General features: G+C 73.3%; 26 protein-coding genes and 1 pseudogene. 17 read left to right on the top strand and 10 right to left on the bottom strand.

The window, feature by feature from the left end; all coding sequences use genetic code 11:
- The 5 genes from AB0F18_RS19595 to AB0F18_RS19575 all read left to right on the top strand — a co-directional run.
- Positions 1 to 1,634 (top strand): hypothetical protein (locus AB0F18_RS19595; protein ID WP_362062178.1); only part of this gene is annotated, 1,634 nt, incomplete at its 5' end.
- A gap of 170 nt (positions 1,635 to 1,804) precedes the next feature.
- The gene (locus AB0F18_RS19590) at positions 1,805 to 2,764 is read left to right on the top strand and encodes an ABC transporter ATP-binding protein (RefSeq protein WP_362062175.1); all 960 of its coding nucleotides are present in this window, start codon (positions 1,805 to 1,807) and stop codon (positions 2,762 to 2,764) included.
- Complete coding sequence (locus AB0F18_RS19585) at positions 2,758 to 3,513, top strand: ABC transporter permease (RefSeq protein WP_362062196.1); 756 nt, start codon at positions 2,758 to 2,760, stop codon at positions 3,511 to 3,513. The genes AB0F18_RS19590 and AB0F18_RS19585 overlap by 7 nt, the downstream gene beginning before the upstream one ends.
- Positions 3,514 to 3,548: 35 nt before the next feature.
- Positions 3,549 to 4,682, top strand: a complete 1,134-nt coding sequence (locus tag AB0F18_RS19580; RefSeq protein ID WP_362062193.1) for a sensor histidine kinase — start codon at positions 3,549 to 3,551, stop codon at positions 4,680 to 4,682.
- Positions 4,679 to 5,314: a response regulator transcription factor gene (locus tag AB0F18_RS19575; protein WP_362062172.1), complete on the top strand. Its 636-nt coding sequence runs from the start codon at positions 4,679 to 4,681 to the stop codon at positions 5,312 to 5,314. The genes AB0F18_RS19580 and AB0F18_RS19575 overlap by 4 nt, the downstream gene beginning before the upstream one ends.
- Positions 5,315 to 5,330: 16 nt before the next feature.
- Here AB0F18_RS19575 and AB0F18_RS19570 read toward each other — a convergent pair whose 3' ends face one another.
- On the bottom strand, positions 5,331 to 6,122 hold the full coding sequence (locus AB0F18_RS19570) for a transglutaminase-like domain-containing protein (RefSeq protein WP_362062169.1): 792 nt from the start codon (positions 6,120 to 6,122) through the stop codon (positions 5,331 to 5,333).
- Entirely contained in the window at positions 6,119 to 7,108 is a 990-nt protein-coding gene (locus AB0F18_RS19565) for a GNAT family N-acetyltransferase (protein WP_362062166.1), read from the bottom strand. The genes AB0F18_RS19570 and AB0F18_RS19565 overlap by 4 nt, the downstream gene beginning before the upstream one ends.
- Positions 7,109 to 7,224: 116 nt before the next feature.
- Between AB0F18_RS19565 and fdxA the strand changes: the two genes are divergently transcribed.
- Both fdxA and dapC read left to right on the top strand, forming a co-directional pair.
- Positions 7,225 to 7,554, top strand: coding sequence for a ferredoxin (fdxA, locus tag AB0F18_RS19560; RefSeq protein WP_030713714.1), 330 nt, complete (start codon positions 7,225 to 7,227; stop codon positions 7,552 to 7,554).
- Between the two features lie 105 nt (positions 7,555 to 7,659).
- Positions 7,660 to 8,754, top strand: coding sequence for a succinyldiaminopimelate transaminase (gene dapC / locus AB0F18_RS19555; RefSeq protein WP_362062163.1), 1,095 nt, complete (start codon positions 7,660 to 7,662; stop codon positions 8,752 to 8,754).
- A gap of 77 nt (positions 8,755 to 8,831) precedes the next feature.
- Here dapC and AB0F18_RS19550 read toward each other — a convergent pair whose 3' ends face one another.
- Both AB0F18_RS19550 and AB0F18_RS19545 read right to left on the bottom strand, forming a co-directional pair.
- Positions 8,832 to 9,215 (bottom strand): ATP-binding protein, encoded by a 384-nt coding sequence (locus tag AB0F18_RS19550; protein WP_362062160.1) that lies wholly within the window; start codon positions 9,213 to 9,215, stop codon positions 8,832 to 8,834.
- A 262-nt stretch (positions 9,216 to 9,477) separates the two neighbouring features.
- Positions 9,478 to 10,548 (bottom strand): hypothetical protein, encoded by a 1,071-nt coding sequence (locus AB0F18_RS19545; protein ID WP_362062157.1) that lies wholly within the window; start codon positions 10,546 to 10,548, stop codon positions 9,478 to 9,480.
- Positions 10,549 to 10,625: 77 nt separating this feature from the next.
- On the opposite strand from AB0F18_RS19545, the gene dapE reads away from it, so the two are divergent.
- Entirely contained in the window at positions 10,626 to 11,705 is a 1,080-nt protein-coding gene (gene dapE, locus AB0F18_RS19540) for a succinyl-diaminopimelate desuccinylase (RefSeq protein ID WP_362062154.1), read from the top strand.
- A 64-nt stretch (positions 11,706 to 11,769) separates the two neighbouring features.
- Positions 11,770 to 12,528 (top strand): TIGR00730 family Rossman fold protein, encoded by a 759-nt coding sequence (locus tag AB0F18_RS19535; protein WP_362062151.1) that lies wholly within the window; start codon positions 11,770 to 11,772, stop codon positions 12,526 to 12,528.
- A gap of 79 nt (positions 12,529 to 12,607) precedes the next feature.
- Here AB0F18_RS19535 and folP read toward each other — a convergent pair whose 3' ends face one another.
- Entirely contained in the window at positions 12,608 to 13,468 is an 861-nt protein-coding gene (gene folP, locus AB0F18_RS19530) for a dihydropteroate synthase (RefSeq protein WP_362062148.1), read from the bottom strand.
- A 76-nt stretch (positions 13,469 to 13,544) separates the two neighbouring features.
- Here folP and AB0F18_RS19525 point away from each other — a divergent pair, with 76 nt between their 5' ends.
- Together AB0F18_RS19525 and AB0F18_RS19520 are read left to right on the top strand one after the other, a co-directional pair.
- Positions 13,545 to 13,898 carry a DivIVA domain-containing protein gene (locus AB0F18_RS19525; protein WP_362062145.1) on the top strand — a complete coding sequence of 118 codons (354 nt, stop codon included), beginning with the start codon at positions 13,545 to 13,547 and terminating at the stop codon, positions 13,896 to 13,898.
- Complete coding sequence (locus AB0F18_RS19520; RefSeq protein WP_362062142.1) at positions 13,895 to 14,476, top strand: DNA-3-methyladenine glycosylase I; 582 nt, start codon at positions 13,895 to 13,897, stop codon at positions 14,474 to 14,476. The genes AB0F18_RS19525 and AB0F18_RS19520 overlap by 4 nt, the downstream gene beginning before the upstream one ends.
- Positions 14,477 to 14,491: 15 nt before the next feature.
- Here AB0F18_RS19520 and AB0F18_RS19515 read toward each other — a convergent pair whose 3' ends face one another.
- Entirely contained in the window at positions 14,492 to 15,295 is an 804-nt protein-coding gene (locus AB0F18_RS19515) for an enoyl-CoA hydratase-related protein (protein ID WP_362062139.1), read from the bottom strand.
- Positions 15,296 to 15,627: 332 nt separating this feature from the next.
- Between AB0F18_RS19515 and AB0F18_RS19510 the strand changes: the two genes are divergently transcribed.
- On the top strand, positions 15,628 to 15,795 hold the full coding sequence (locus AB0F18_RS19510) for a DUF3117 domain-containing protein (RefSeq protein WP_003966491.1): 168 nt from the start codon (positions 15,628 to 15,630) through the stop codon (positions 15,793 to 15,795).
- A gap of 107 nt (positions 15,796 to 15,902) precedes the next feature.
- On the opposite strand, the gene AB0F18_RS19505 is transcribed toward AB0F18_RS19510, so the two are convergent.
- The gene (locus AB0F18_RS19505; protein WP_358894288.1) at positions 15,903 to 16,565 is read right to left on the bottom strand and encodes a class I SAM-dependent methyltransferase; all 663 of its coding nucleotides are present in this window, start codon (positions 16,563 to 16,565) and stop codon (positions 15,903 to 15,905) included.
- A gap of 167 nt (positions 16,566 to 16,732) precedes the next feature.
- On the opposite strand from AB0F18_RS19505, the gene sigE reads away from it, so the two are divergent.
- The 5 genes and pseudogenes from sigE (at position 16,733) to AB0F18_RS19480 (ending at position 21,056) form a co-directional block, all read left to right on the top strand.
- The gene (sigE, locus tag AB0F18_RS19500) at positions 16,733 to 17,512 is read left to right on the top strand and encodes an RNA polymerase sigma factor SigE (RefSeq protein ID WP_362062136.1); all 780 of its coding nucleotides are present in this window, start codon (positions 16,733 to 16,735) and stop codon (positions 17,510 to 17,512) included.
- Positions 17,509 to 17,982 (top strand): annotated as a pseudogene (locus tag AB0F18_RS19495) (zf-HC2 domain-containing protein); the annotation flags it as partial. The gene sigE and the pseudogene AB0F18_RS19495, both read left to right, overlap by 4 nt.
- Positions 17,983 to 18,261: 279 nt before the next feature.
- Entirely contained in the window at positions 18,262 to 19,608 is a 1,347-nt protein-coding gene (locus AB0F18_RS19490; RefSeq protein WP_362062134.1) for a trypsin-like peptidase domain-containing protein, read from the top strand.
- A gap of 135 nt (positions 19,609 to 19,743) precedes the next feature.
- A complete protein-coding gene (locus tag AB0F18_RS19485; protein ID WP_362062131.1) occupies positions 19,744 to 20,193 on the top strand; it encodes a sec-independent translocase in 450 nt (149 codons plus the stop codon).
- A 137-nt stretch (positions 20,194 to 20,330) separates the two neighbouring features.
- Positions 20,331 to 21,056 carry a hypothetical protein gene (locus AB0F18_RS19480; RefSeq protein ID WP_362062128.1) on the top strand — a complete coding sequence of 242 codons (726 nt, stop codon included), beginning with the start codon at positions 20,331 to 20,333 and terminating at the stop codon, positions 21,054 to 21,056.
- A 124-nt stretch (positions 21,057 to 21,180) separates the two neighbouring features.
- Here the strand turns inward: AB0F18_RS19480 and AB0F18_RS19475 are convergent, their stop codons facing one another.
- The 3 genes from AB0F18_RS19475 to AB0F18_RS19465 all read right to left on the bottom strand — a co-directional run bounded on the left by AB0F18_RS19475 (position 21,181) and on the right by AB0F18_RS19465 (position 24,328).
- On the bottom strand, positions 21,181 to 22,341 hold the full coding sequence (locus AB0F18_RS19475) for an Mrp/NBP35 family ATP-binding protein (RefSeq protein ID WP_362062125.1): 1,161 nt from the start codon (positions 22,339 to 22,341) through the stop codon (positions 21,181 to 21,183).
- Positions 22,342 to 22,383: 42 nt separating this feature from the next.
- A complete protein-coding gene (locus tag AB0F18_RS19470) occupies positions 22,384 to 22,890 on the bottom strand; it encodes a DUF1003 domain-containing protein (protein ID WP_362062190.1) in 507 nt (168 codons plus the stop codon).
- A 166-nt stretch (positions 22,891 to 23,056) separates the two neighbouring features.
- Positions 23,057 to 24,328 (bottom strand): CBS domain-containing protein, encoded by a 1,272-nt coding sequence (locus tag AB0F18_RS19465; RefSeq protein ID WP_362062122.1) that lies wholly within the window; start codon positions 24,326 to 24,328, stop codon positions 23,057 to 23,059.
- Between the last annotated feature and the right edge of the window lie 12 nt (positions 24,329 to 24,340).

Below are 24,340 nucleotides of genomic sequence, written 5' to 3'. Positions count from 1 at the left end.
CCCCGGCCGCGCAGGCGCCCGCCGGAGCGCCGCCGGACGGCGGTTGGTTCGCCCCGCGCAAGGCGGCGACGCCCCCGCCCGCGACCCCCGCCGCCCCGGCGCCCGCGGCGAGCTACGGCTCCTCCGCGCCCGGCCCCGGCCGGAGCGCGGGCGGTTTCCCGGGCAACGCTCCCGCCGACGGCTTCGACGGTGCTCCGGGCAACGGCCCGGGCAACGGCTTCGACCGCGCCCCCGGCAACGGCCCGGGCAACCGCAACGCTCCGGGCGCCGCCCCGTACAACGGCCCCGGCACCGGCGCGGGCTTTGCGCCCCCGGCCGTCCCCGGCCGCCCGCGGCCGCCCGCCCCCGCCCCGGGTGCGGGAACCGGCGCCGGCTTCGCGCCCGCCCCCGGCGGCCCCGGTGCCGGTTCGGCCCAGGGGTACGCGGCGCACGACGGCGGTCCGTCCACCGAGGCCTTCCCCGCCTTCACGGAGCCCTCCGGGCCCACCGGCGGGCCCGCGCTGGGCACCGTGCCCGTGGGCGCCGACGAGACCCCGCGCTGGCCCGGCCCCGAGGCCGCCCCGTCCGCCCCGGGCGTCCCGGCCCCCGGCCCCCGGTCCGGCCCGGCCGCCCCGCCGCCCGGCCCGCGGCCGCCCCTGCCGACGCCCGCCCCCGCGGGCAAGGCCGGCAAGGCGGCCGGCAAGCCCGCCAAGAAGAAGGGCCGCTCCAAGCTGGTCCTGCTCGGCGGCGGCCTCGTCGCCCTCGTCGCCGTGGCCTACGGCGCCGGACTGCTCATGAACCACTCCGACATCCCCAAGGGCACCAAGGTTCTCGGCGTCGACATCAGCGGCAGCCGCGACGACGCCGTCGACAAGCTCCAGACGGCCTTCGGCAAGCGCTCCGCCACCCCGCTCCAGCTCAGCGTCGGCGGCAAGACCGTCGAGCTGAAGCCGGAGAAGGCCGGTCTGACCCTCGACAGCCAGACCACCGTCCGCAACGCCGCCGGCAGCGACTACAACCCCGTCACGGTCATCGGCTCGCTGTTCGGCGTGGAGCGCACGGCCACCGCCGTCATGCCGGTCGACGAGGAGAAGCTGCGGGTCTCCCTCCAGGAGCTCGCCGGCACCGCCGGCACCGCCTCCGAGGGCACCATCACCTTCGACACCGGCAAGGCCGTCGCCGTCCCCGGCAAGGCCGGCACCAGCCTGGACGTCGACGGCTCCGTGGACCTGGTCACCAAGGCCTTCCGCGAGCTCGTCGCCAACGGCAAGGCCGCCCCCGTCGAACTCCCCACCGCCACCAAGGAGCCCACCGTCACCCAGGCGGAACTGAACCGGGCGATGAAGGAGTTCGCGGAGCCCGCCATGTCCGCCCCCGTGACCGTCAAGGCGGGCACCAAGTCCCTGGCCTTCGGCGCCAAGTCCCTCCCCAAGATCCTCAGCATGAAGCCGGTCGAGGGGAAGCTCGTCGAGAAGTACGACCTGGAGGCCCTCAAGGCCACCTACGGCAACGCCTTCGACGGGGTCCTGATCACCCGCGGCACCGGGGCCAAGACGCCCGTCACCCCGCAGGACGTCGTCGGCGCCCTCGGCAAGGGCCTCGTCGGCAAGACCCCCGCCGAGCGCATCGTGACGATCGACACGAACGCCAACTGAGGCCCCGCAGCGGCCGCAAGGAGCCCCTCCCCGGACCCCGGGGAGGGGCTCCCGCGCTTCCCGGGCCCCTCCTGACCAGCCCTGTCACCCCGGCGGGGTGACATCTGTCATGCAGCTGTCACGACTGGAGACACTGCCGCGCACACCCCCGTACCGGCGAAGCTCGGTACATGACGACGACGACCGCGACGCAGTCCGGAGCCCCCGGACCCGCACGCGGTGCCGGCAGCGGCACCGTGGTGAGCTTCCAGAACGTGACCAAGAGCTACGGCCAGGTCCGGGCCGTCGACGGCCTGTCCCTCGAACTCCACCCGGGCGAGACCGTCGCACTCCTCGGCCCCAACGGCGCCGGCAAGTCCTCCACCCTCGACCTGCTCCTGGGCCTGCGCCCCGCGGACTCCGGCACCGTGAGCCTCTTCGGCACCACCCCCCGCGAGGCCGTCGCGGCCGGCCGGGTCGGCGCCATGCTCCAGAGCGGCGGCCTCATGGAGGAGGTGACCGTCCGCGAGCTGATCACCCTCGGCTGCGCCCTGCACCCGCGCCCGTACCCGGTCGAGGAGGTGCTCTCCCGCGCCGGCGTCGAGGAGATCGCCGGCCGCATGGTCAACAAGCTCTCCGGCGGCCAGGAGCAGCGCGTGCGCTTCGCGCTCGCCACCGCCGGCCACAACGACCTGATCATCCTCGACGAGCCGACCACCGGCATGGACGTCACCTCCCGCCAGGCCTTCTGGGCCACCATGCGGGAGCAGGCCGCCCAGGGCCGCACGGTCCTGTTCGCCACCCACTACCTGGAGGAGGCGGACGCGATCGCCGACCGGGTGCTGGTCCTGAACAAGGGCCGGCTCCTCGCCGACGGCACCGCCGCCGAGATCAAGGCCAAGGCCGGCGCCCGCAAGGTCGCCTTCGACCTCGACGGCGAGATCGACGAGCAGATCCTGCGCGCCCTGCCCGGCCTGACCGCCTTCGACGTGAACGGCTCCACCGTGCGCCTCCAGTCGCGCGACGCCGACGCCACGGTCCACGCCGTGTACGCGCTCGGGCTCTACCCCCGCAACCTGGAGGTCGCGGGCCTCGGCCTGGAGCAGGCCTTCATCGCCCTCACCGAGGCCGAGGAGGCCGACGCATCGTGAACACCGGAACGCTGAACCTGGTCAAGCTGGAGATCACCCGCGCCCTGCGGAACAAGAAGTACATCTTCTTCACGCTGCTCTACCCCGCAGCCCTCTTCCTGATGCTCGGCGGCACCCTGGACGGCACCACCAAGGTCATGGGCACCGAACTGACCATGCCCGCCTTCTACATGGTCGCCATGGCTTCCTTCGGCGCCCTCACCGCCGTCCTGGTCGGCAACGCCGAACGCATCGCCAAGGAGCGCGAGGCCGGCTGGGTGCGCCAGCTGCGCCTGACCGCCCTGCCGGGCCACGGCTACGTGCTCGGCAAGACCGCCAGCGCGGGCGTGCTCTCGCTGCCGGCGATCCTGGTGGTCTTCGTGGTCGCCGCCGTGGCCAAGGACGTCCGCTTCGAGGTCTGGCAGTGGCTCGCCCTGACCGGCGCCATCTGGGCCGGCAGCCTCGTCTTCGCCGCGCTGGGCGTGGCCATCGGCTACCTCGCCAGCGGCGACAACGTCCGCCCCGTGAGCATGCTCTTCTACTTCGGCCTGTCCATCCTCGGCGGCCTGTGGATGCCCACCGCCGCCTTCCCGCAGTGGCTCCAGGACGTGTGCGAATGGCTGCCGACCCACGCCTACGCGGGCCTCGGCCAGGCCATCGAGCTGGGCGGAGCGCCGCACGTCAAGGACGTGGCGATCCTCGCCGGGTACTTCGTACTGTTCACGGGTGCGGCCGCCTGGCTGTACCGCAAGGACTCACTGAAGGCGTAGGGCACACCGTGGCGCTGACGCAGGAAGCCGTCGACGTGAGCCACGTCGTCCGGGCACCCGAGAGCACCGTCCACAAGGTGGTCAAGAGCCTCTGGATCGCCGTCTGGCTCTTCTACCTCAGCGCCCCCGTCACCGACCTGGTGCGCGGCGGGCACAGCGCCGGCGCGCGGGTGCTCGGCGGGCTCGGCCTGCTGGCCTTCGTCGGCTGGTACCTGACGCTGGTGTTCCGGCCGGACCAGCAGAAGCCGGTGCGGCCGGTCCTGCTGGCGCTGACGGTGCTCAGCGCCGAGGCGGCGGTGCTGTCGCTGGCCCTGGGCCGCGAGTGGCTGGTGCTGTTCGTCTACGTCTCCATCGCCTCCGGCGCCGCGCTGCCGGCCAGGGTCTCCCGTCTGACCGTGCCCGCCGCGACGGCGCTGCTGACGGCGCTGGCGCTCACGGTGCCGGACGGCACCGACTACCTGTTCGGGCTGCTGATCCCGGCCCTGATGGGCGGGTTCGCGATGGTCGGGGTCCGCGAGATGATCCGGACCACGATAGAGCTCCGGCAGGCCCGGGCCACGGTGGCGCAGCTCGCGGCCAACGAGGAGCGGCTGCGGATGGCCAGGGACCTGCACGACCTGCTGGGCCACTCGCTGTCGCTGATCACGCTCAAGAGCGAGCTCGCGGGCCGGATGCTGCCCGACCACCCCGACCGGGCCGCCCAGCAGGTGGCGGACATCGAGAAGGTCTGCCGGCAGGCGCTGGTCGACGTACGGGAGGCCGTGAGCGGCTACCGGCGGCCCACCCTGCCCGGCGAGCTCGCGGGCGCGCGGACGGCGCTGGCGGCGGCCGGGGTGCGGGCGGAGCTGCCGTCGGACTTCACGGACACCGTCGCGGAGGAGCCGGAGTGCGCGCTGGCCTGGTCGCTGCGCGAGGCCGTGACGAACGTGGTCCGGCACAGCGGCGCCAAGCGGTGCACGGTCACCCTGACGACCCGGCAGACCCTCGCGGGCCCCGTGCTGGAGCTGTCCGTGACCGACGACGGCTCCGGCGGGGCGGCGGTCCCGGGCAACGGCCTGACGGGCCTGACGGAGCGCCTGGAGGCGGTCGGCGGCACCCTGTGGGCGGGCCCGGCGGGGAAGACCGGTTTCCGCCTGCTGGCGAGGGTCCCCCTAGGATCCCCGTCATGACGGAAGCCACCGACGCCGCCCCGGCCCCCATCCGCATCCTCCTGGCGGAGGACCAGTCCATGGTCCGGGAGGCCCTCGCGGCCCTGCTGGGGCTGGAGCCGGACATCGAGGTACTGGCCCAGGTCGCCCGCGGCGACGAGGTGGTGGCCGCCGCCCGCGCCCATGACGTGAACGTCGCCCTGCTCGACATCGAGATGCCGGGCATGACGGGCATCGAGGCGGCGGCGGCCCTGCGGACCGCCCTCCCCGCCCTCAAGATCGTGGTCCTGACCACCTTCGGCCGGCCCGGCTACCTGCGCGGGGCGATGGAGGCGGGCGCCTCGGCGTTCCTGGTCAAGGACGCGCCGGCCGCGCAGCTCGCGGAGGCGGTGCGCAAGGTCCTCGCGGGCGACCGCGTCATCGACCCCACGCTCGCGGCGGCCGCCCTGGCGGAGGGCGCGAACCCCCTCACGGACCGGGAGCGCGAGGTGCTCCGCGCGGCGGAGCACGGCGCGACCAACGCCGAACTGGCGGCGGCCCTCTGCCTCTCCCAGGGCACGGTCCGCAACTACCTCTCGACGGCCATCCAGAAACTGGCGGCACGCAACCGCGCCGAAGCGGTCCGCGTGGCCCGCGAGAAGGGCTGGCTGTAGCCCGGTCTTCCGGCGTCTAGTTCAGCAGCGCACGCGCCGAGGCGGCTTCGCCACGGATGCGGGTCGCCGCCTCCGGGTCGACCGCGTCCATCACCACCGCGTACGCGTCCATCTCGGACGCCCCCTCCTGGAAGGAGCCCCGCTCCACCAGCAGCCGCGCCCGCTCGTACCGCAGCGCCGCCGGATGCGACGGCAGCAGCAGCGACAGGTCCAGGGACCACAACGCCACCGCCGAGTGTTCCGGACGGGCGGACGCCCAGACCCGGATGTTGCCCAGGATCCGCAGGACGATGTCCAGCGTCCGTGCCGGCGTCCGCGGCCCCTGCGCCAGCTCCGCCGGACCGGCGCCCAGCGAGGCCCCGCCCGCGAAGGGGTCCACCACGACCCCCTCCTCCGGGTCCCCGAAGCCCACCGTGAAGTGCCCCGGCAGGGCCAGCCCGTACACCGGCGCCCCGGCCCGCCGGGCCACCTCCAGCCAGACCACCGACAGCAGGATCGGCAGGCCGCGCCGGCGCCGCAGCACCTCGTGCAGCAGGGAGGACGACAGGCGGTCGTAGTCCTTCGGGGTGCCGTGGAAGCCGAGCCGGCCGCCCAGCAGCTCCGTCACCGCAGCCGCCCAGGCCTTCGCCCCGCGCAGCCCGTACGGCAGCATCCCCGCCAGCCGGTCCAGCTCCATCTGAGCCCAGTCCATGACCCGTTCGTCCAGCTCGGGGTCCGCCTCCGCCGCCAGCAGCAGGCACAGCTGCGCCAGGTCCGGCCGCTCGGAGCGGGCCTCCGCCGCGAACAGCTCCCGCGTGGCCGCGCTCATGCCCCGGCTCCGGGGCGGAAGTGGTGGTAGGAGTGGTGCGTGGCGAAGCCCATGCCGTCGTAGAGGGCCCGCGCGCCGGGGTTGTCCGTCTCCACCTGGAGCCAGGCCGCCGAGGCCCCCTCCTCCAGCGCCCGCCGGGCCAGCGCGGTCATCACCGCCGTCGCGAGCCCCCGGCGGCGGTACTCCGGGTCGACGGTGACCGCCGCGAACCCGGCCCAGCGCCCGTCGACCACGCACCGTCCGATCGCCCGGCCGCCGTCCAGCGAGGCGAACCACACCGACGGCCCCTCGACCAGCATCCGGCGCGCCAGCTCCGGGTCGCGGACCTTGCCGTAGCGGCCGAGCCAGGCCTCGTCCGGCTCACGGGTCAGGCGGACCGCGCCCGCCTCCGCGTCCTGGTCGGCCACCGGGGCCAGGCCCCCGACGCGGACCTCCGCCGAGACCTCGTTGACCCAGCCGCGCCGCTCCAGCTCCGCGCAGAGCAGTTCCTGGGTGCCGGCGGCGCCGGTCGCGGCCTGCACATAAGCCGGAAGGTTTCGTTCCGCATACCAGGCCGTCACCCGCGCGAGTGCTTCGTCCAGGGGTATCCCCGGGTCGCCGAGCGGCAGCACCGAGTTGGCCCGCCGGGTGAACCCGGCGGCCGCCCGCAGCGTCCACCCGCCCAGCGGCTCGCTCTCCAGCGGCTGCCAGGCCCGCGCCGTGACCCGCGCCAGCTCCTCGAAGGAGGCCGCGGGACCCCTGCGGCGGGCCGGCGCGGCGGGCACCACCTTGCCCGCGACCAGCGAGGATTCCGCGATATGGACGGACACGCCGTCCCGGCGTGTGATCGTCAGCACACCCTCGGTCCAGGATGTGAGAACCCCGACGGCGTCCGCGAAGGCGGGGGAGCCGCCGACCCCCTCCTGGACCCGTCGTACGGAGACTCGTTTACCCACGTCAGCCGGGGTGATACGGATCTCCAGCAGTCCACCGGCAGTGATTTCCACAGCTCTGTCCGCCCCTCCTGTTCGGATCGTGCCCGGGAACGGAGATACTAGGTGCGGGCATCGACGACGCCGCGCTCCCGCGCGAATGGACAGCCCTACCGAGGAGGAACGAGAGCGTGACCTACGTCATCGCGGAGCCTTGTGTCGACGTCAAGGACAAGGCCTGTATCGAAGAGTGCCCCGTCGACTGCATCTACGAGGGCCAGCGGTCCTTGTACATCCACCCGGACGAGTGCGTCGACTGCGGTGCCTGTGAGCCGGTGTGCCCGGTCGAGGCCATCTTCTACGAGGATGACACCCCGGAGGAGTGGAAGGACTACTACAAGGCGAACGTCGAGTTCTTCGACGAGCTCGGCTCGCCCGGTGGTGCCTCCAAGCTCGGTCTGATCGAGCGCGACCACCCCTTCATCGCCGCGCTGCCCGCCGGCATCAACGGCGAGCACTGACCGTTTCACGGCAGACGCGCCTCTCGGTCCCGTACGGCACTGCTGCCGGGCGGGACCGAGCCGTTTTCCCGCACCTTTCCCTTCCCTGAGAGAGAGCAGAGCACCGTGGCCGCAGTTTCCGACCGTCTTCCCACGTTCCCCTGGGACAAGCTGGAGCCGTACAAGAAGACGGCGGCGGCCCACGAGGACGGCATCGTCGACCTGTCCGTCGGCACGCCCGTGGACCCGGTGCCCCGGCTCATCCAGGACGCCCTGATCGGCGCCGCCGACTCCCCGGGCTACCCGACGGTATGGGGGACCCCCGCGCTGCGCGACGCGATCAGCGGCTGGCTGCGCGGCCGGCTCGGCGCGAGCGCCGCCGGGCACCGCAACGTGCTGCCCGTGGTCGGCTCCAAGGAGCTCGTGGCCTGGCTGCCGACCCAGCTGGGCCTGGGCGCCGGCGACAAGGTCGCCTACCCCCGCCTCGCCTACCCGACGTACGAGGTCGGCGCCCGCCTGTGCGGTGCCGAGGCCGTCGTCTACGACGACCCGACCGAGCTGGACCCGGCCGGCCTGAAGCTGCTCTGGCTCAACTCCCCGTCCAACCCCACCGGAAAGGTCCTCGGCAAGGAGGAGCTGATCCGGATCGTCGCCTGGGCGCGCGAGCACGGGATCCTGGTCTTCAGCGACGAGTGCTACCTGGAACTCGGCTGGGAGGCCGAGCCGGTCTCCGTCCTGCACGACGACGTCTGCGGCGGCTCCTACGAGGGCCTCGTCGCCGTCCACTCGCTCTCCAAGCGCTCCAACCTGGCCGGTTACCGGGCCGCCTTCATCGCCGGCGACGAGGACGTCCTCGCCGAGCTGCTGGAGATCCGCAAGCACGGCGGCATGATGACCCCGGCCCCCGTCCAGGCCGCCGTCGTCGCCGCCCTCGGCGACGACGCGCACGTCGCCGAGCAGCGCGGCCGCTACGCCGCCCGCCGCGAGGCGCTGCGCACGGCCCTGGAGGCGCACGGCTTCCGCGTCGAGCACAGCGAGGCCAGCCTCTACCTGTGGGTGACCCGCGACGAGCCCTGCTGGGACACCGTCGCGCACCTCGCCTCCCTCGGCATCCTGGTCGCGCCGGGCGACTTCTACGGCGAGGCCGGCGCGAACTTCGTCCGCGTCGCCTTCACCGCCACCGACGAGCGGGTCGAGGCCGCGGTCAAGCGCCTCGGCTGAGCGGCCGGGCCGCGGAACGCCCCGAGGGGCCGGGAGCATCCGCTCCCGGCCCCTCGGCGTTCCTCCGTGGCGCGTGATCAGCCCTTCAGCGGCAGGGAGTCCAGCGGCAGCGAGCCGACCGGCAGCTCCTGGCCCACCGGCAGCTGCTGCGCGGCCGGCAGACCGCCCAGGAGCTGGCCCGCGCCGGCCGCGCTGCCCAGGGCCTCGGAAGCGGGGGCGGCGGCGGGAGCGGCCGCCGGGACGGCCTTGGTGGCGGTGCCCGCGACGTCGGCGGCGGCACCGGTCGCGGCCCCGGTGGCGGCGGTGGCGTCGGCGGTGTCCGGGGCGGCGAGCGTGCCCAGCTGCGGCACGGACTCCAGGCCCGCGGCGCTGGCCGCGCCGGCCGCACCGACCACGGGAGCGGTACCGGCTGCGAGGAGAAGCGCGGCGCGGGCGATCCGACGGGTCAGGGGGAGGGACATGATGCTCCTAAGCGGTAGCGGCTGAGTACGCCGTGTACAACCGCTCCCGGGGTGCACGGAGTTGCGGACCACCCGGGTAAAGGATCAGTAACGCATCGTTTAATCGGCTTCCGTGACAAGCCCATCGGACCCCCGCCCACCAGGCCTTCTGTCCGTCAACACGCCCGGAGGCAGGAGTGCGGGGTCACCCCCTCCCGGGGGACGGGCCGCACGCACGAACGATCACGTCCCGCCGGCGGGACGGCGCCCGCCGCGCGGCGGCTCAGCGGGGGCCGAGGGCGACGAACACCCGGACCTGGCCCGGGAACGCCTCGTACGGGTCGGCGGCCGCGCCGCCCTTGGCGCCGCCGGCCGCCTTCCGCTTCCACGCGCCCTGGTTCTCGCCCGCGACCCAGGCGGAACCGTCGTACGAGACCCGGGCGATGCCCAGTTCCTTCGAACGGGCCACCGCCCAGTGCGCCATCGCCCGCCCGCGCCGGGCCTCGGCCGCACCTCCGCCGTCCTTCAGCCACACGTCCACCTCGGGCTCCGGGACGGCACCCGGCGCCGACGGCCCTGCCGTCGCCCCGCCGGAGGGGGCCGGGGAGCCCGCCGCCGTGCCGGTCTTCGCCCCGGAACCCGCCCCGGCGTGCACGGCGGGCCGGCCGGCGGCCAGGGCCTCCTTGCCGAACGCCCGGCCCAGCTCCGTGCGCACCTTCTCCGGATCGCCCTTCAGGGGCGCCGGTCCCACGCAGGTCAGCGTGGCCGGCGTCCCGCCCTCGCCGAAGGCGGCCGTCACCACCGTCGCGTCCGGCTCGTGCTTGGCGTACGCCTGCGGGAACCCGCTCAACTGCACCCGCTGCGCCGCCACCGTCAGCGGCAGCCGCGTGTAGCCCTTGATCTCCGCCAGCCGGTCGTAGAAGATCCCCGCCGAGTAGACCGGGTCCATGATCTGCTCCGGGGTGCCCCAGCCCTGCGAGGGCCGCTGCTGGAACAGGCCCAGCGAATCCCGGTCGCCGTGGTCGAGGTTGCGCAGCCCCGACTCCTGCATCGCCGTCGCCAGCGCGATCGTCACCGCCCGGTCCGGGAGCCCCTTGGAGATCCCGACGGCGGCTATCGTCGCCGCGTTCGACGCCTGCTCGGGGCTCATCTCGTAGGTCTGGACGGCCCCCTCGGAGCCGGCCCCCGCGCCCTTCGCCGTGACCGTGCAGTGCGGGGCGCCGGCCCCGCCGTTGGAATACCGGTGCACCAGGACGTATCCGATCACCGCGAGCAGGACGGCCAGGCCCACGGCCGCGCGGGGCGGCCTGCGGCGGCGGGAAGAGGAGCGATCGGTCTCGGACACGCGGCCCACCGTACTTGAGGCCGATAACGCGTCCACCGACCGGACGCCGCCGGTACCCGCCCATCCCGGGGCGTTAGGGTCGGTTCATGTCCGAATCCGAGCTCGACCTCACCCTCGACGCCGCCGAGCTGACCGCCCGCCTCGTCGACATCCCCTCCGTGAGCGGCGACGAGAAGGTGCTCGCCGACCTCGTGGAAGACGCCCTGCGCCGGCTCCCGCACCTCACCGTCGACCGCCACGGCAACAACGTCGTCGCCCGCACGATGCTCGGCCGCGCCGAGCGCGTCGTACTCGCCGGGCACCTCGACACCGTGCCGATCGCCGACAACGTCCCGTCCCGCCTGGACGAGAACGGCGTCCTGTGGGGCTGCGGCACGACGGACATGAAGTCCGGGGTCGCCGTACAGCTGCGGATCGCCGCGACCGTCCCCGAGCCGAACCGGGACCTCACCTTCGTCTTCTACGACCAGGAGGAGGTCGCCGCCGACCTCAACGGCCTCGGCAAGGTCGCCGCCGCCCACCCCGACTGGCTGGCCGGCGACTTCGCCGTCCTGCTGGAGCCCTCCAACGCCGAGGTCGAGGGCGGCTGCCAGGGCACCCTGCGCGTCCTGCTGCACACCCGCGGCGAGCGCGCCCACTCCGCCCGCAGCTGGATGGGCTCCAACGCCATCCACGCCGCGAGCCCGATCCTGGCGAAGCTGGCCGCCTACGAGCCCCGCAAGCCGGTCATCGACGGCCTGCAGTACCACGAGGGCCTCAACGCCGTCCGCATCGAGGGCGGCGTCGCCAACAACGTGATCCCGGACGCCTGCACGGTGACGGTCAACTTCCGCTACGCCCCCGACCGCAGCGAGGCCGACGCGCTGGCCCACGTGAAGGAGGTCTTCGCGGACTGCGGCATCGACTCCTTCACGGTCGACGACTCCTCTCCCGGCGCCCTCCCCGGCCTGTCCCACCCGGCGGCCGCGGCCTTCATGGAGGCGGTCGGCGGCCAGGCCATGCCCAAGTTCGGCTGGACGGACGTCTCCCGCTTCAGCGCGCTCGGCGTCCCGGCCGTCAACTACGGTCCGGGCGACGCGCTGCTCGCCCACAAGGTCGACGAGCGGGTCGAGACCAAGGCGATCCTGCACTGCGAGGAACGACTCCGCGCCTGGCTGACCTCGTAAATTCCCCCTCCCGTCACTTTTGTGCGCCTAACCTGATCCAACGATCAGCAGGAGGGAGCACATCATGGGCAACTCCGAAGGCAACGGGCGCAGGCGCCCCGAGGAGCAGCAGCTCGGGCCGGTGCTGCGCAGACGGGGTCAGGTGCAGGCGGGCAGCACGACCGACCAGCGGCTGCTGGACACGGTCGGCCCCTCCGAGTGGGTGCACACCGATCCCTGGCGGGTCCTGCGCATCCAGTCGGAGTTCATCGAGGGCTTCGGCACGCTCGCCGAGCTGCCGCCCGCCATCAGCGTGTTCGGCTCGGCGCGCACGGCGGTGGACTCGCCGGAGTACGAGGCCGGCGTAAAGATCGGCAGCGCGCTCGTCGAGGCGGGCTTCGCCGTCATCACCGGCGGCGGACCGGGCGCGATGGAGGCGGCCAACAAGGGCGCCCGCGAGGCGAACGGCATCTCGGTCGGCCTCGGCATCGAGCTGCCCTTCGAGCAGGGGCTCAACCAGCACGTCGACCTCGGGCTGAACTTCCGGTACTTCTTCGTCCGCAAGACGATGTTCGTGAAGTACAGCCAGGGGTTCGTGGTGCTGCCGGGCGGCTTCGGCACCCTGGACGAGATGTTCGAGGCGCTGACCCTCGTACAGACCCAGAAGATCACCCGGTTCCCGATCGTGCTCTTCGGCACGGAGTACTGGGGCGGGCTCGTCGACTGGCTGCGCAACACGGTCATCGCCCAGGGCAAGGCCTCCGAGAAGGACCTCTACCTCTTCCACCTCACGGACGACGTGGACGAGGCGATCGCCCTGGTGACGAAGGAAGTCGCCAAGTAGGCGCACCGGCGCCCGAGGACCACGCCGCCGCCCGGCGGCCGACCGCCGGGGACGGGGTGGCCCGCCCGCCCAGGGTCCGCTAGGCCAGTCCGCGGCGGGCCACGGCCGGCGGGCGGTGGCCCTGGATCGAGCGGACCATGTCGAGGATCTGCTTCGTCTCCGCGACCTCGTGGACCCGGTAGACCTGGGCGCCGAGCCAGGCCGAGACGGCCGTCGTCGCCAGGGTGCCCAGCAGCCGCTCCTTGACCGGCTTGTCGAGGGTCTCGCCGACGAAGTCCTTGTTGGACAGGGAGACCAGGACCGGCCACCCGGTTTCGGTCATCTCCGCGAGGCGGCGGGTGGCTTCCAGTGAGTGCCGGGTGTTCTTCCCGAAGTCGTGGCCCGGGTCGATCATGATCGACTCCCGTGGCACGCCGAGGGCCTCGGCCCGCTCCGCGAGCCCGACCGTGACGCGCAGGATGTCCTCCATCACGTCCTCGTACGCGGTCCGGTGCGGCCGGGTGCGCGGTTCGACCCCGCCCGCGTGGGTGCAGACGATCCCCGCCCCGTAGCGTGCCGCGACCTCCGCCAGCTTCGGGTCCACCCCGCCCCAGGCGTCGTTCAGCAGGTCCGCCCCGGCCTCGCAGACGGCCTCGCCGACCTCGTGCCGCCAGGTGTCCACGCTGATCACCACGTCCCGGTGGCGGCGGCGCACCTCCGCGACGAAGCCCACCGTGCGCCGGGCCTCCTCGGCCGCGTCCACGTGCTCGCCCGGACCCGCCTTGACCCCGCCGATGTCGATGATCGCCGCACCCTCGGCCACCGCCTGCTCCACGCGGTCCAGCGCGGGCTGGTCGCGGAAGGTGGCGCCCTGGTCGTAGAAGGAGTCAGGGGTCCGGTTCACGATGGCCATGATCACCGGCTCGTGGGTGTCGAACTCGCGCCTGCCCAGTCGCAGCATCCCGCTCTTTCCTCCTTCGGCGACCCTCGCGCCTCGTCTGCGACCTTAACCTGGTGGCCGGAGTCTCTCAGGGGAGTTGATCGTGTTCTGGTTCTTGCTGATCGCGCTGGTCGTGGTCGTGGCCGCGGTCACCCTCGCGGTGGTCGGCGGAGGCGCGGAGGCCGTCCTGCCCGAGGCCGAGCCCGACCGGGTGGCCGACGCGCTGCCCGAGACCCGGCCGGTGGTACGGGAGGACATCGACTCCCTGCGGCTGCCGATCGCGCCGCGCGGCTACCGGATGGCCGAGGTGGACGACGTACTGGACCGGCTCGCGGCCGAGCTCGCCGAGCGGGACGCGCGGATCGCGGAGCTGACCGCGGCGCGCACCCCCGCGGGCACGGCCCAGGCTCCCGCGGACCAGCGGGTCGACCTCACCAAGGACGAGCGGTGAGCGGCGCCGGGCTGCTGGCCGGCCCGGACGGCGCGCTGCGCTGTCCCTGGGGCCTGTCCACGGAGGACTACGTCGCGTACCACGACACCGAATGGGGCAAGCCCGTCCACGGGGACGACGCCCTGTACGAGCGGCTGTGCCTGGAGGCCTTCCAGTCGGGCCTGTCGTGGCTGACGATCCTGCGCCGGCGCGAGGGCTTCCGGAAGGCCTTCTCCGACTTCCGGATCGCGGCGGTCGCGGAGTTCGGCCCGGCCGACGCCGAGCGGCTCCTCGCGGACGAGGGGATCATCCGCAACCGGGCCAAGATCGAGGCCACCCTGGCCAACGCGAAGGTGCTGGCCGGGTGGGAGCCCGGGCAGCTGGACGCGCTGATCTGGTCGCACGCCCCGAAGAAGCGGGGCCGGGCCCCGAGGAGCACCGGCGACGTGCCGGCGGTCACCCCGGAGTCCACGGCCCTGGCCAAGGCCCTGAAGAAGGCGGGCATCCGCTTCGTCGGGCCCACCACGGCCTACGCCCTGATGCAGGCGTGCGGCCTGGTCAACGACCACCTCGCGGGCTGCGTCTCCCGCGGGGAGTGAACCTTCGGTGAACGTTCAGCGGCCCAGGTACTGCGGCGGCTGCTTGGCGAGGAAGGCCTGGACGGCGATGGAGTGGTCCTCCGAGGCGCCGGCGCGGGTCTGGAGGACGTCCTCGCGCTCCAGGGCCTCGGACAGCGAGTGGGAGGCCCCGTACGCGAGGGACTCCTTGAGCGCGGCGTAGGCCACCGTCGGACCGGCGGCGAGGGTACGGGCCACCGCCTCGGCCTCGGCGTGCAGGGAGTCCGCCGGCACCAGACGGTTCACGATGCCCAGCTCGTAGGCCTCCTGCGCCTTGATGGAGCGGGGGAACAGCAGCAGGTCGGAGGCCCGGGAGGCGCCGATCAGGCGGGGGAGGGTCCAGGACACCCCGGAGTCGGCGGTCAGCGCCACCCCGGCGAAGGAGGTGTTGAAGGAGGCGGTGTCGGCGACGACGCGGAAGTCCGCCGCCAGCGCGAAGCCGAAGCCCGCCCCGGCCGCGACGCCGTTGACCCCGGCCACCACGGGCTTGGGCATCTCCGTGAGGGCCCGCACGATCGGGTTGTAGTGCTCGGAGACGGTGCTCATGGTGAGCTTCGAGCCGCTTTCGCGGTCCGCCGCCAGGTTCCCGATGTGCTCCTTGAGGTCCTGGCCCACGCAGAAGGCCCGGGTGCCGGAGGCGGTCAGCAGGACCGCCCGGACGGCCGGGTCGGCGGCCGCCGCCTGGACCGCGTCGCGCAGGGCGACCTTGGCCTCCGTGTTCATGGCGTTCATCGCGTCGGGCCGGTTGATCGTGACCTTCGCGAGTCCGTCGGTCACTTCGTAGAGCACGCTGTCGGCCATGGCGGGGGTCCCCCTTCGTCGCGGGTGTGGCTACCGGCCGGTACCGGCCGGTGCAAGGGTCAGCATGGCGGACGTGACCACCGCCGGGCATGTGATGTGCGTCAAACCGATCGGAGGCACTCCCCTGGGAGCAGCGGCGAAGTATCGCAGGCGGATCCCCGAAATGAGTGGTTTTGGTCGAGCGCGTTGCGCAAGCGTTCCCTGCCGATGTTGGTCATCGGGTCCTGACATGCGGGATAATGGCTGGGAAGCAATGTGTTCGATGCCGGGTATTAGGCGCCTGAACGGGGCCGTCGGCTGACGATGAGCTGGTTTCAGGAAGGGGAACGAGCATGGCGGCCATGAAGCCGCGGACGGGCGACGGCCCGCTCGAGGTCACCAAGGAGGGGCGAGGCATCGTCATGCGCGTACCGCTCGAGGGCGGCGGTCGGCTTGTCGTCGAGCTGACGCCGGACGAGGCGGACGCCCTGGGTGACGCCCTGAAGAAGGTCGTCGGCTAACCGTCGGCACCACGATCCCCACACCGCCCCGACCGCACCTGCTGCGGCCGGGGCGGTGTTGCTTCTACAGCCCCGCCGGCGCTTGAGGCGCGGGGGCGCGGCAGGCGCTACCGCCGCACGGCGCAGAGCAGCCCGTCCCCCACGGGCAGGAGGGCCGCCTCCAGCGCCGGACTCTCCCGCACGCTGCGCAGCAGCTCCCGCACCCGCAACACCTCCACCGGCTGCGCGGCCGAGTCGACCGTCCGCCCGTCCGCGAAGACCCCCTCGAAGCACACCAGCCCCCCGGGCCGCAGCAGGCGCAACGATTCCGCGAGGTAGTCCAGCGACTCGGTCGGGTCCCCGTCGCAGAACACGAGGTCGTACCCGCCGTCGGCGAGCCGCGGCAGGACGTCCAGGGCCCGCCCCGGAATGAACCGTGCCCGGTTGCCCGCGAAGCCGGCCGCGCGGAACGCCTGCCGGGCGAAGGCCTGCCGGTCCGGTTCCGGATCCACGGTGGTCAGTACCCCGTCCGGCCGCATCCCGTGCAGCAGATGGATGCCGGAGACGCCCGTTCCGGTGCCGATCTCGGCGACCGCCTTGGCGTCCGCGGTGGCGGCGAGCAGACGCAGCGCGGCCCCGGTGCCGGGGGAGACGGAGCGCAGGCCCGCCTCCCTGGACCGGTCGCGGGCCCATCGCAGAGCGTCGTCCTCGGCGACAAACGCGTCGGCGAACGCCCAGCTCGTCTGCCGGTTGCCGGTAATGACCCTCTCCTGTCCCCATAGTTGGCGCAACGGTGACTGTATCCGCTGACGTCGGGAACCCGCAGATGGGACCGGGCGTTGGGAGGGTGAGAGGCGGGATAGAGGGGACGGCAGCGGGCAGATCGGCGGCGCGGAACCCGAGTCCTGGGCAAAGTTACTGCAAAAATGCTTATCCGGAGCTGACGGGAGGGGTGGCTATGGTAGGGGCTCCACTGGACACCACCAGAGCCGACAGGGGAGGTGCGGCTGCGCCTGTGGATCGTGGAGGCGTACTCAGACGTCTCCTCTGGTCGGCGGGTGAGCCGAAATCCGTGACCTACACCGCTGACCGTTTCCACACCGCCCACACCGCGACCACCGCGACCTTTGCCGCCGATGCGGGCTCTCAGGCGTGGACCCCTCCCACCTGGGAGGAGATCGTCAGCACGCACAGCGCGCGGGTCTACCGCCTCGCCTACCGCCTGACGGGCAACCAGCACGACGCCGAGGACCTGACGCAGGAGGTCTTCGTCCGCGTCTTCCGCTCGCTGTCCACGTACACGCCCGGCACCTTCGAGGGCTGGCTGCACCGCATCACCACCAACCTGTTCCTGGACATGGTCCGCCGCAAGCAGCGGATCCGCTTCGACGCGCTCGCCGACGACGCAGCCGAGCGGCTGCCGAGCCGTGAGCCCTCCCCCCAGCAGGTGCTCCACGACACCCACTTCGACGCCGACGTGCAGCAGGCGCTGGACACCCTCGCGCCCGAGTTCCGCGCCGCCGTGGTGCTCTGCGACATCGAGGGCCTGTCCTACGAGGAGATCGCCGCCACCCTGGGCGTGAAGCTCGGGACCGTCCGCAGCCGTATCCACCGCGGCCGTTCACACCTGCGCAAGGCGCTCAAGCACCGCTCTCCCGAGGCCCGCGCGGAGCAGCGCGCCCTGGCGGGCGTGGCGGTGGGCGCACCGGGCGCCGGGGGAGAGGGCGGAGCCGAGTGAGCGGAGTCAGTCCGTCCCCCGCCGAACAGCACCTGGGCGACCGCCTCGCCGCCCTGGTGGACGGGGAGCTGAAGCACGACGCCCGCGAGCGGGTGCTGGCGCACCTGGCCACCTGCGCCAAGTGCAAGGCCGAGGCCGACGCGCAGCGCCGGCTGAAGACCCTGTTCGTGGAGAGTGCCCCGCCGCCGCTGTCCGCCGGACTGCTGGCGCGGCTGCAGGGGCTGCCGGGCGCGGGCCCCGAGGGTCCCGCCGGGCCGGCGGGCGGCCCCGGGGGTCCCGGTGCGGCGCGCACCCCCGCACCACCGGGCGCGGACCCGTTCGCCACGTTCGGGTGCGCCGCTCCGGCCGCCCCGCGCGAGGGGTTCCGTATCCATGAGATGGGGCGTCCCAGACGCCGGTTCGCCTTCGTCGCGGCCGGGGCCGTGTCGCTGGCCGCGATCGCCCTCGGCGGGACGCTCCCGCTGGACGCGATCGAGCCGAACGCCCGGGGCGAGGCGCCCGCCTCCCGGCCCGGGCCGTCGGTGCCGCTGACCGACGCCGCCGTCCGCGACCGGCTGCCCATCCCGGACGGGGTGCACACCCTGAGCCCGTCCGGCCCCCTGCCCACGCCCGCCACCTCACCCCCGATCACGGCCCAGCCGGCCTCCCTCTCCCGCTGACCGCCCCGCGCCTGCGGCGGGCTGCGGCACCTGGTTGAATCTGCGGCAGACGTGCCGCCCCGCGGTACGTCAGGCCCGCGGGGAGCGAACATGTCCGACAGTCAGAAGAGCGGCCCGGCTCCGTCGTGGTGGAGCCGGCCCGCCGATCCGGCGCAGCCGCCCCCGCAGACCGGAGCGGACGCTCCGGCGACGCCGGCGCCCGACCCCGACCCCGCCCCCGCGGCCGGGCAGGCCCCCGGGTTCGCGGGTGAGCCCCCGGCGGGGCCGCGGTACGACCCCTGGGGTGCCCGTCCGCTCCAGGTGGCGGACGACGAGGGCGTGCCGCGCCGGGCCGGGGCCTCGGTCTGGCAGCTGGCGGTGTTCGGCCTCGTGATCGCCCTCCTCGCGGGCGGCGTCGGCGGCTGGCTGGGCATCCTCGCCGAGCGCCGCACCGGCACCCGCCTGGAGCTCCCGCAGGCCGCCGTCGACACCAAGGGGCGGGCCCCGGACAGCGTGGCCGGCATCGCCGCCACCGCCCTGCCCGGCGTGGTCACCCTGCACGTCAGCTCGGGCGAGGGCGGCGGCACCGGCACCGGCTTCGTCCTGGACGAGCAGGGCCACATCCTGACGAACAACCACGTCGTCGCCGACGCCAAGGACATAACGGTCACCTTCAGTACCGGTGAGAGCGTCACCGCCGAGCTGGTCGGCCGCGACAGCGGCTACGACCTGGCCGTCGTGAAGGTCACCGGCGTCCGGGGCCTGCGCCCGCTGGCCCTCGGGAACTCCGAGAACGTCCGCGTCGGCGACCCCGTCGTGGCCATCGGCGCCCCCTTCGACCTCTCCAACACCGTCACCGCCGGCATCATCAGCGCCACCGGCCGCCCCATCACGGCGGGCGGCGACAAGGGCAACGGCAGCGACATCAGCTACGTCGACGCCCTCCAGACCGACGCCCCCATCAACCCCGGCAACTCCGGCGGCCCGCTCCTCGACTCCCGCGCCCGCGTGATCGGCATCAACAGCGCCATCCGCGGAGCCGACAAGGGCGACGACGACGGCGACCGCACCCGCCAGAGCGGCAGCATCGGCCTCGGCTTCGCCATCCCCGTCAACCAGGGCAAGCGCGTCGCCGAGGAACTCATCCGCACCGGCCACGCCACCCACCCGGTCATCGGGGTCACCTTGGACATGCAGTACAAGGGCGACGGAGCCCGGGTCGACGCCAAGGGCGAGGACGGCAAGCCCGCCGTCGTCGCCGGCGGCCCCGGGGCCCGCGCCGGGATCCGCCCCGGCGACGTGATCACCAAGGTCGACGGGGTCCGTGTGCACGGAGGCGACGAGCTGATCATCAAGATCCGCGCCCACCGGCCCGGCGACCACCTCTCCCTGACCGTGCTGCGCGAGGGCCAGGAACGCACCCTGGACGTCGTCCTCGGCTCGGCCAGCGGCTCCTGAGGCCGGTGGCCCCCGGCAAACACGGCACGACGGCCGGGTGAATCCGGCGAAGGCCCCGCACCGGCGTAGGGGCGGGCCGGGATCGCCGGGTACCGTTGACCGGGCCGGACGTGGAGAGAGCCGAGGAGCGGCAAGGTGTTCAACGACATAGGCGCACTCGAACTTGTCACCATCGTGGTGCTCGCCATCCTCATCTTCGGGCCGGACAAGCTCCCGAAGGTCATCCAGGACGTCTCGGGCTTCATCCGCAAGATCCGCGCGTTCTCGGACAGCGCCAAGCAGGACATCCGCTCCGAACTGGGGCCCGAGTTCAAGGACTTCGAGTTCGAGGACCTGAACCCCAAGACCTTCATCCGCAAGCAGCTGGCCGAGAACGAGGACCTCCAGGACCTCCGCACCAGCTTCGACCTCCGCAAGGAGCTGAACGAGGTCACCGACGCGGTCAACAGCCGCGAGACCGGGCAGGCCCCCTCGGCCTCCCCGGCGCCCGCCACGCCCGCCGCCGGCCCCGGTCCGGATCTGCTGAAGAAGCCCGCCGCACCGGCCCAGGAAGCCCGTACGCCCTTCGACGCCGACGCCACCTGAGCCGTGGCCTGCCCGTCGATCCCGGGTCGGCTGGCTATCCTCCATCTGTCCGGACGCAGGACGCCCAAGGGTGGGGGTCCCCCCAGCGAAGCGAGGGGGAGGGGCCGTTCCGGATCCTACGGAACGAGAGGCCGCCCATGGAGACGACGAGTACGAGCAGTGGCAGGGTGGGCGCGCAGCCTGCCGAAGCCCCCGACGCCGCAGCCGCGCAGCCCGAGCCGGCCCAGCCGGCGGCACCGCCCGCCGACGCCACCGCACCCGTCCCGGCGGCCCGACGTGCGGCCGAGGGATACCTGAGGGCCGATTTCCCCTGGTACGGGCTGGACGGGGCCTTCACCGGCCCCCGCTGGCTGATGCAGGTCGGCACCGGCGCCGACGGCACCGTGGAGCACGGCTCCACCGGCCACGGCGACGAGCCGTCGGTCCGGGGCGAGATCGCCACCGGCGAGAAGGAGCGGTTCGCGGTGGTGGTCACCGTCGCCAGCAACCCCCTGCGCCGCAGCGGTGACGGCACCGGCGTACTGGAGGCCACCTCGGTCTCCTCGGCCGCCTGGCTGGCCGGGTCCGGGCTGCTGGCCTACAGCTGGCCGCCGCAGATGGACCACAGCCTGCGCGACGACTGGCTGGACCAGCAGACCGAGGCGGCGTGGGAACTCGCCGACGACCTCGCGGGACCGGACTGGTCGACGCTGTCGCTGCCCGTGGACGGGGAGCCGACGCCGTTCCACTACCGGGAGTCGGAGTTCGGTTGGGTGCTGGCCGGGTCGACCGGGAGCGGGGTGCACCTGGGGGCGTACGGGCGGGGGATGAGCGCGTACGGGCTGGGCTTCTCCGCCATCGCCGACCTTGCGGTGTACGAGTAGGGGTACGGGAAAGGGCACCGCCTGGCGGCGGTGCCCTTCACGCTTCGCGGCCCGTGCGGGCGGCCTGTGGTGCCGGTGTGCCCACCTGTGCCGCCCTGCGGCACGGTTGCCCACACCTGCGTCGTCAGAACTTGTTGCGCGGGGTGATGCCCAGGGACATGCCCGACAGGCCGCGGGCCCGGCCGCCCAGCTTGCCCGCGATCGTTCGCAGGGCCGCGCCCGCCGGGGAGTCCGGGGCCGCCAGGACGACCGGCTGACCGTTGTCGCCGCCCTCGCGCAGCCGCACGTCGATCGGGATCTGGCCGAGCACCGGCACCGTGGCGCCGGTGGTCTTCGTCAGGCCGTCCGCGACCAGCTGGCCGCCGCCCGTGCCGAAGACGTCCACCATCTCGTCACAGTGCGGGCAGGGCAGCCCGGACATGTTCTCGACGACACCGACGATCTTCTGGTGCGTCTGCACGGCGATCGACCCGGCCCGCTCCGCGACCTCGGCCGCGGCCTGCTGCGGAGTGGTGACGACCAGGATCTCCGCGTTCGGGACCAGCTGCGCCACCGAGATGGCGATGTCGCCCGTGCCCGGCGGGAGGTCCAGCAGGAGCACGTCCAGGTCGCCCCAGAACACGTCGGCCAGGAACTGCTGGAGCGCTCGGTGCAGCATCGGGCCGCGCCACACCACCGGGGCGTTGCCCGGGGTGAACATGCCGATGGAGATGACCTTCACGCCGTTCGCGGACGGCGGCATGATCATGTTCTCGACCTGGGTGGGCTTGCCCTCCACACCCAGCATCCGCGGCACGCTGTGCCCGTAGATGTCCGCGTCGACCACGCCGACCTTCAGCCCGTCGGCCGCCATCGCCGCCGCCAGGTTGACCGTGACGGAGGACTTGCCGACGCCGCCCTTGCCGGAGGCGACCGCGTAGACGCGGGTCAGCGAGCCCGGCTTGGCGAAGGGCACCTCGCGCTCGGCGGTGCCGCCGCGCAGGCTGGCCGCCAGCTCCTTGCGCTGCGCGTCGCTCATCACGTCCAGGGAGACGGCGACGGAGGTGACGCCGGCGACCTTCTCGACGGCCTCGGTGACGTTCTTGGTGATGGTCTCGCGCATGGGACAGCCCGACACCGTCAGGTAGACCGTGACGGCGACCGCGCCGCCGTCGCCGATCTCCACCGATTTGACCATGCCGAGTTCGGTGATCGGCCGGTGGATCTCGGGGTCGTTGACCGTCGCCAGCGCGTCCAGGATCGCGTCCTGCTCCGGCACGGCGGCGGAGGGTGTCTCGGTAGCCATGCCCCGATGGTACGGCTCGGCAGCAGGGCTCCGGTAAGCCGATCAGCGGTCGCCTTCGTCACTTTCGCCGGAGAGCAGCCGCCGTTCGTCCATCTCCTTGATCAGGTCCTGGAACTCCGAGCGGATCCAGTCGCGCGTGGCGACCTCGCCCAGGCCCATCCGCAGCGCCGCGATCTCCCGGGTCAGGTACTCGGTGTCCGCGATCGAGCGCTCGTTCTGCTTGCGGTCCTGCTCGTGGGTGACCCGGTCCCGGTCGTCCTGCCGGTTCTGCGCGAGCAGGATCAGCGGGGCCGCGTACGAGGCCTGGAGGGACAGCATCAGCGTCAGGAAGATGAACGGGTACTTGTCGAAGCGCAGGGGGTCCGGCGCGAACACGTTCCACAGCACCCACACCACGATGACCAGCGTCATCCAGACGATGAACCGGCCCGTCCCGAGGAACCGCGCCACCCGCTCCGACAGCCGCCCGAAGGCCTCCGGGTCGTACTCGGGCAGCAGCTTGCGCCGGTCCTGGCGCGGCTGGTCCAGCCGCACCCGCGAGCGCGTCAGCGCGCTGGCACCCGAGGGCGCACCGCCCCGCGCCCGCTCGGAGGAACGTTCCGCCAACCGCTCGGTGCGCACCCGCGCCGCCTCTTCCAGCCGCTCCGAGAGCCCCTCACGGGCCTGCTCGCGCCGCTCCCGGCGACGCTCGCGCGCCGCCTCGCCGCGTCCGCGTTCAGTGGCCACTGACGGCCTCCTCGGAGTGGAAGTCCGTCTCCCGCCAGTCCTCGGGCAGCAGGTGGTCCAGGACGTCGTCGACCGTCACCGCACCCAGCAGCGAGCCGCTCTCGTCGACGACGGGCGCCGCGACCATGTTGTACGCGGCCAGGTAGCTCGTCACCACGGGCAGCGAGGCGTCCGGGGGCAGCGGCGGCAGGTCCGTGTCCACGATCGAGCTGACCAGGGTGAACGGGGGGTCCCGCAGCAGCCGCTGGAAGTGCACCGTCCCCAGGTACTTGCCCGTCGGCGTCTCGTCCGGCGGCCGGCACACGTACACCTGCGCCGCCAGCGCCGGCGACAGGTCCGACTGGCGCACCCGGGCCAGGGCGTCGGCGACGGTCGCGTCGGGCCGCAGCACGATCGGCTCGGTGGTCATCAGACCGCCCGCGGTGTTCTCCTCGTACGACAGCAGGCGGCGCACGTCGGCCGCGTCATCCGGCTGCATCAGCGTCAGCAGCCGCTCCTGGTCGTCCTCGGGCAGCTCCGAGAGCAGGTCGGCCGCGTCGTCGGGGTCCATCGCCTCCAGGACGTCGGCGGCGCGCTCCTCCTTCAGCTTGCCGAGGATCTCCACCTGCTCGTCCTCGGGCAGCTCCTCCAGGATGTCCGCGAGCCGGTCGTCGTCGAGGGCGTTGGCCACCTCGGCGCGCCGCTTCGGCGTCAGGTGGTGCAGCACGTTCGCCACGTCGGCCGGGCGCATCTGCTCGAAGGTGGCGACCAGGTTCTCGGCGCCCTGGCCCTCCTCCTCCAGGGAGAAGCCGGTCACCGCCGACCACTCCACGGTCAGGGTCTCGCCCCGGCGGCGCAGCGCGCCGCCCTTGCCCTTGCGCACGAAGATCCGGTCGATCTCCCAGTCGCGCCGGGCCGGCAGCTGCTGGATGGCCACGTCCAGGACGGTGACCTCCTCACCGCTGGCCACGAGCGTCACCCGGCGGTCCAGCAGCTCGCCGATGATCAGCCGTTCCGTCGGGCGCTGCTCGAAGCGCCGCATGTTGACGACCCCGGTGGTGATGACCTGCCCGGACTCCACGCCCGTCACCCGGGTCATCGGCAGGAAGATCCGGCGCCGGCTGACCACCTCGACCACCAGGCCCAGCAGCCTCGGCGGGCGCCCGCCGACGCGCAGCATCGCGACGAGGTCGCGGACGCGGCCGACCTGGTCGCCATTGGGGTCGAAGACGGGCACACCCGACAGATGGGAGACGAAGATCCGCGGGGCGCCTGCACCCATCCGAGCGCCTCC

This window comes from Streptomyces sp. NPDC029216 (assembly GCF_040648015.1).
Classification (GTDB): Bacteria; Actinomycetota; Actinomycetes; order Streptomycetales; family Streptomycetaceae; genus Streptomyces.
Note: the sequence above shows the minus strand (reverse complement) of the source record. Positions and strands in the feature narration are given on the sequence as shown.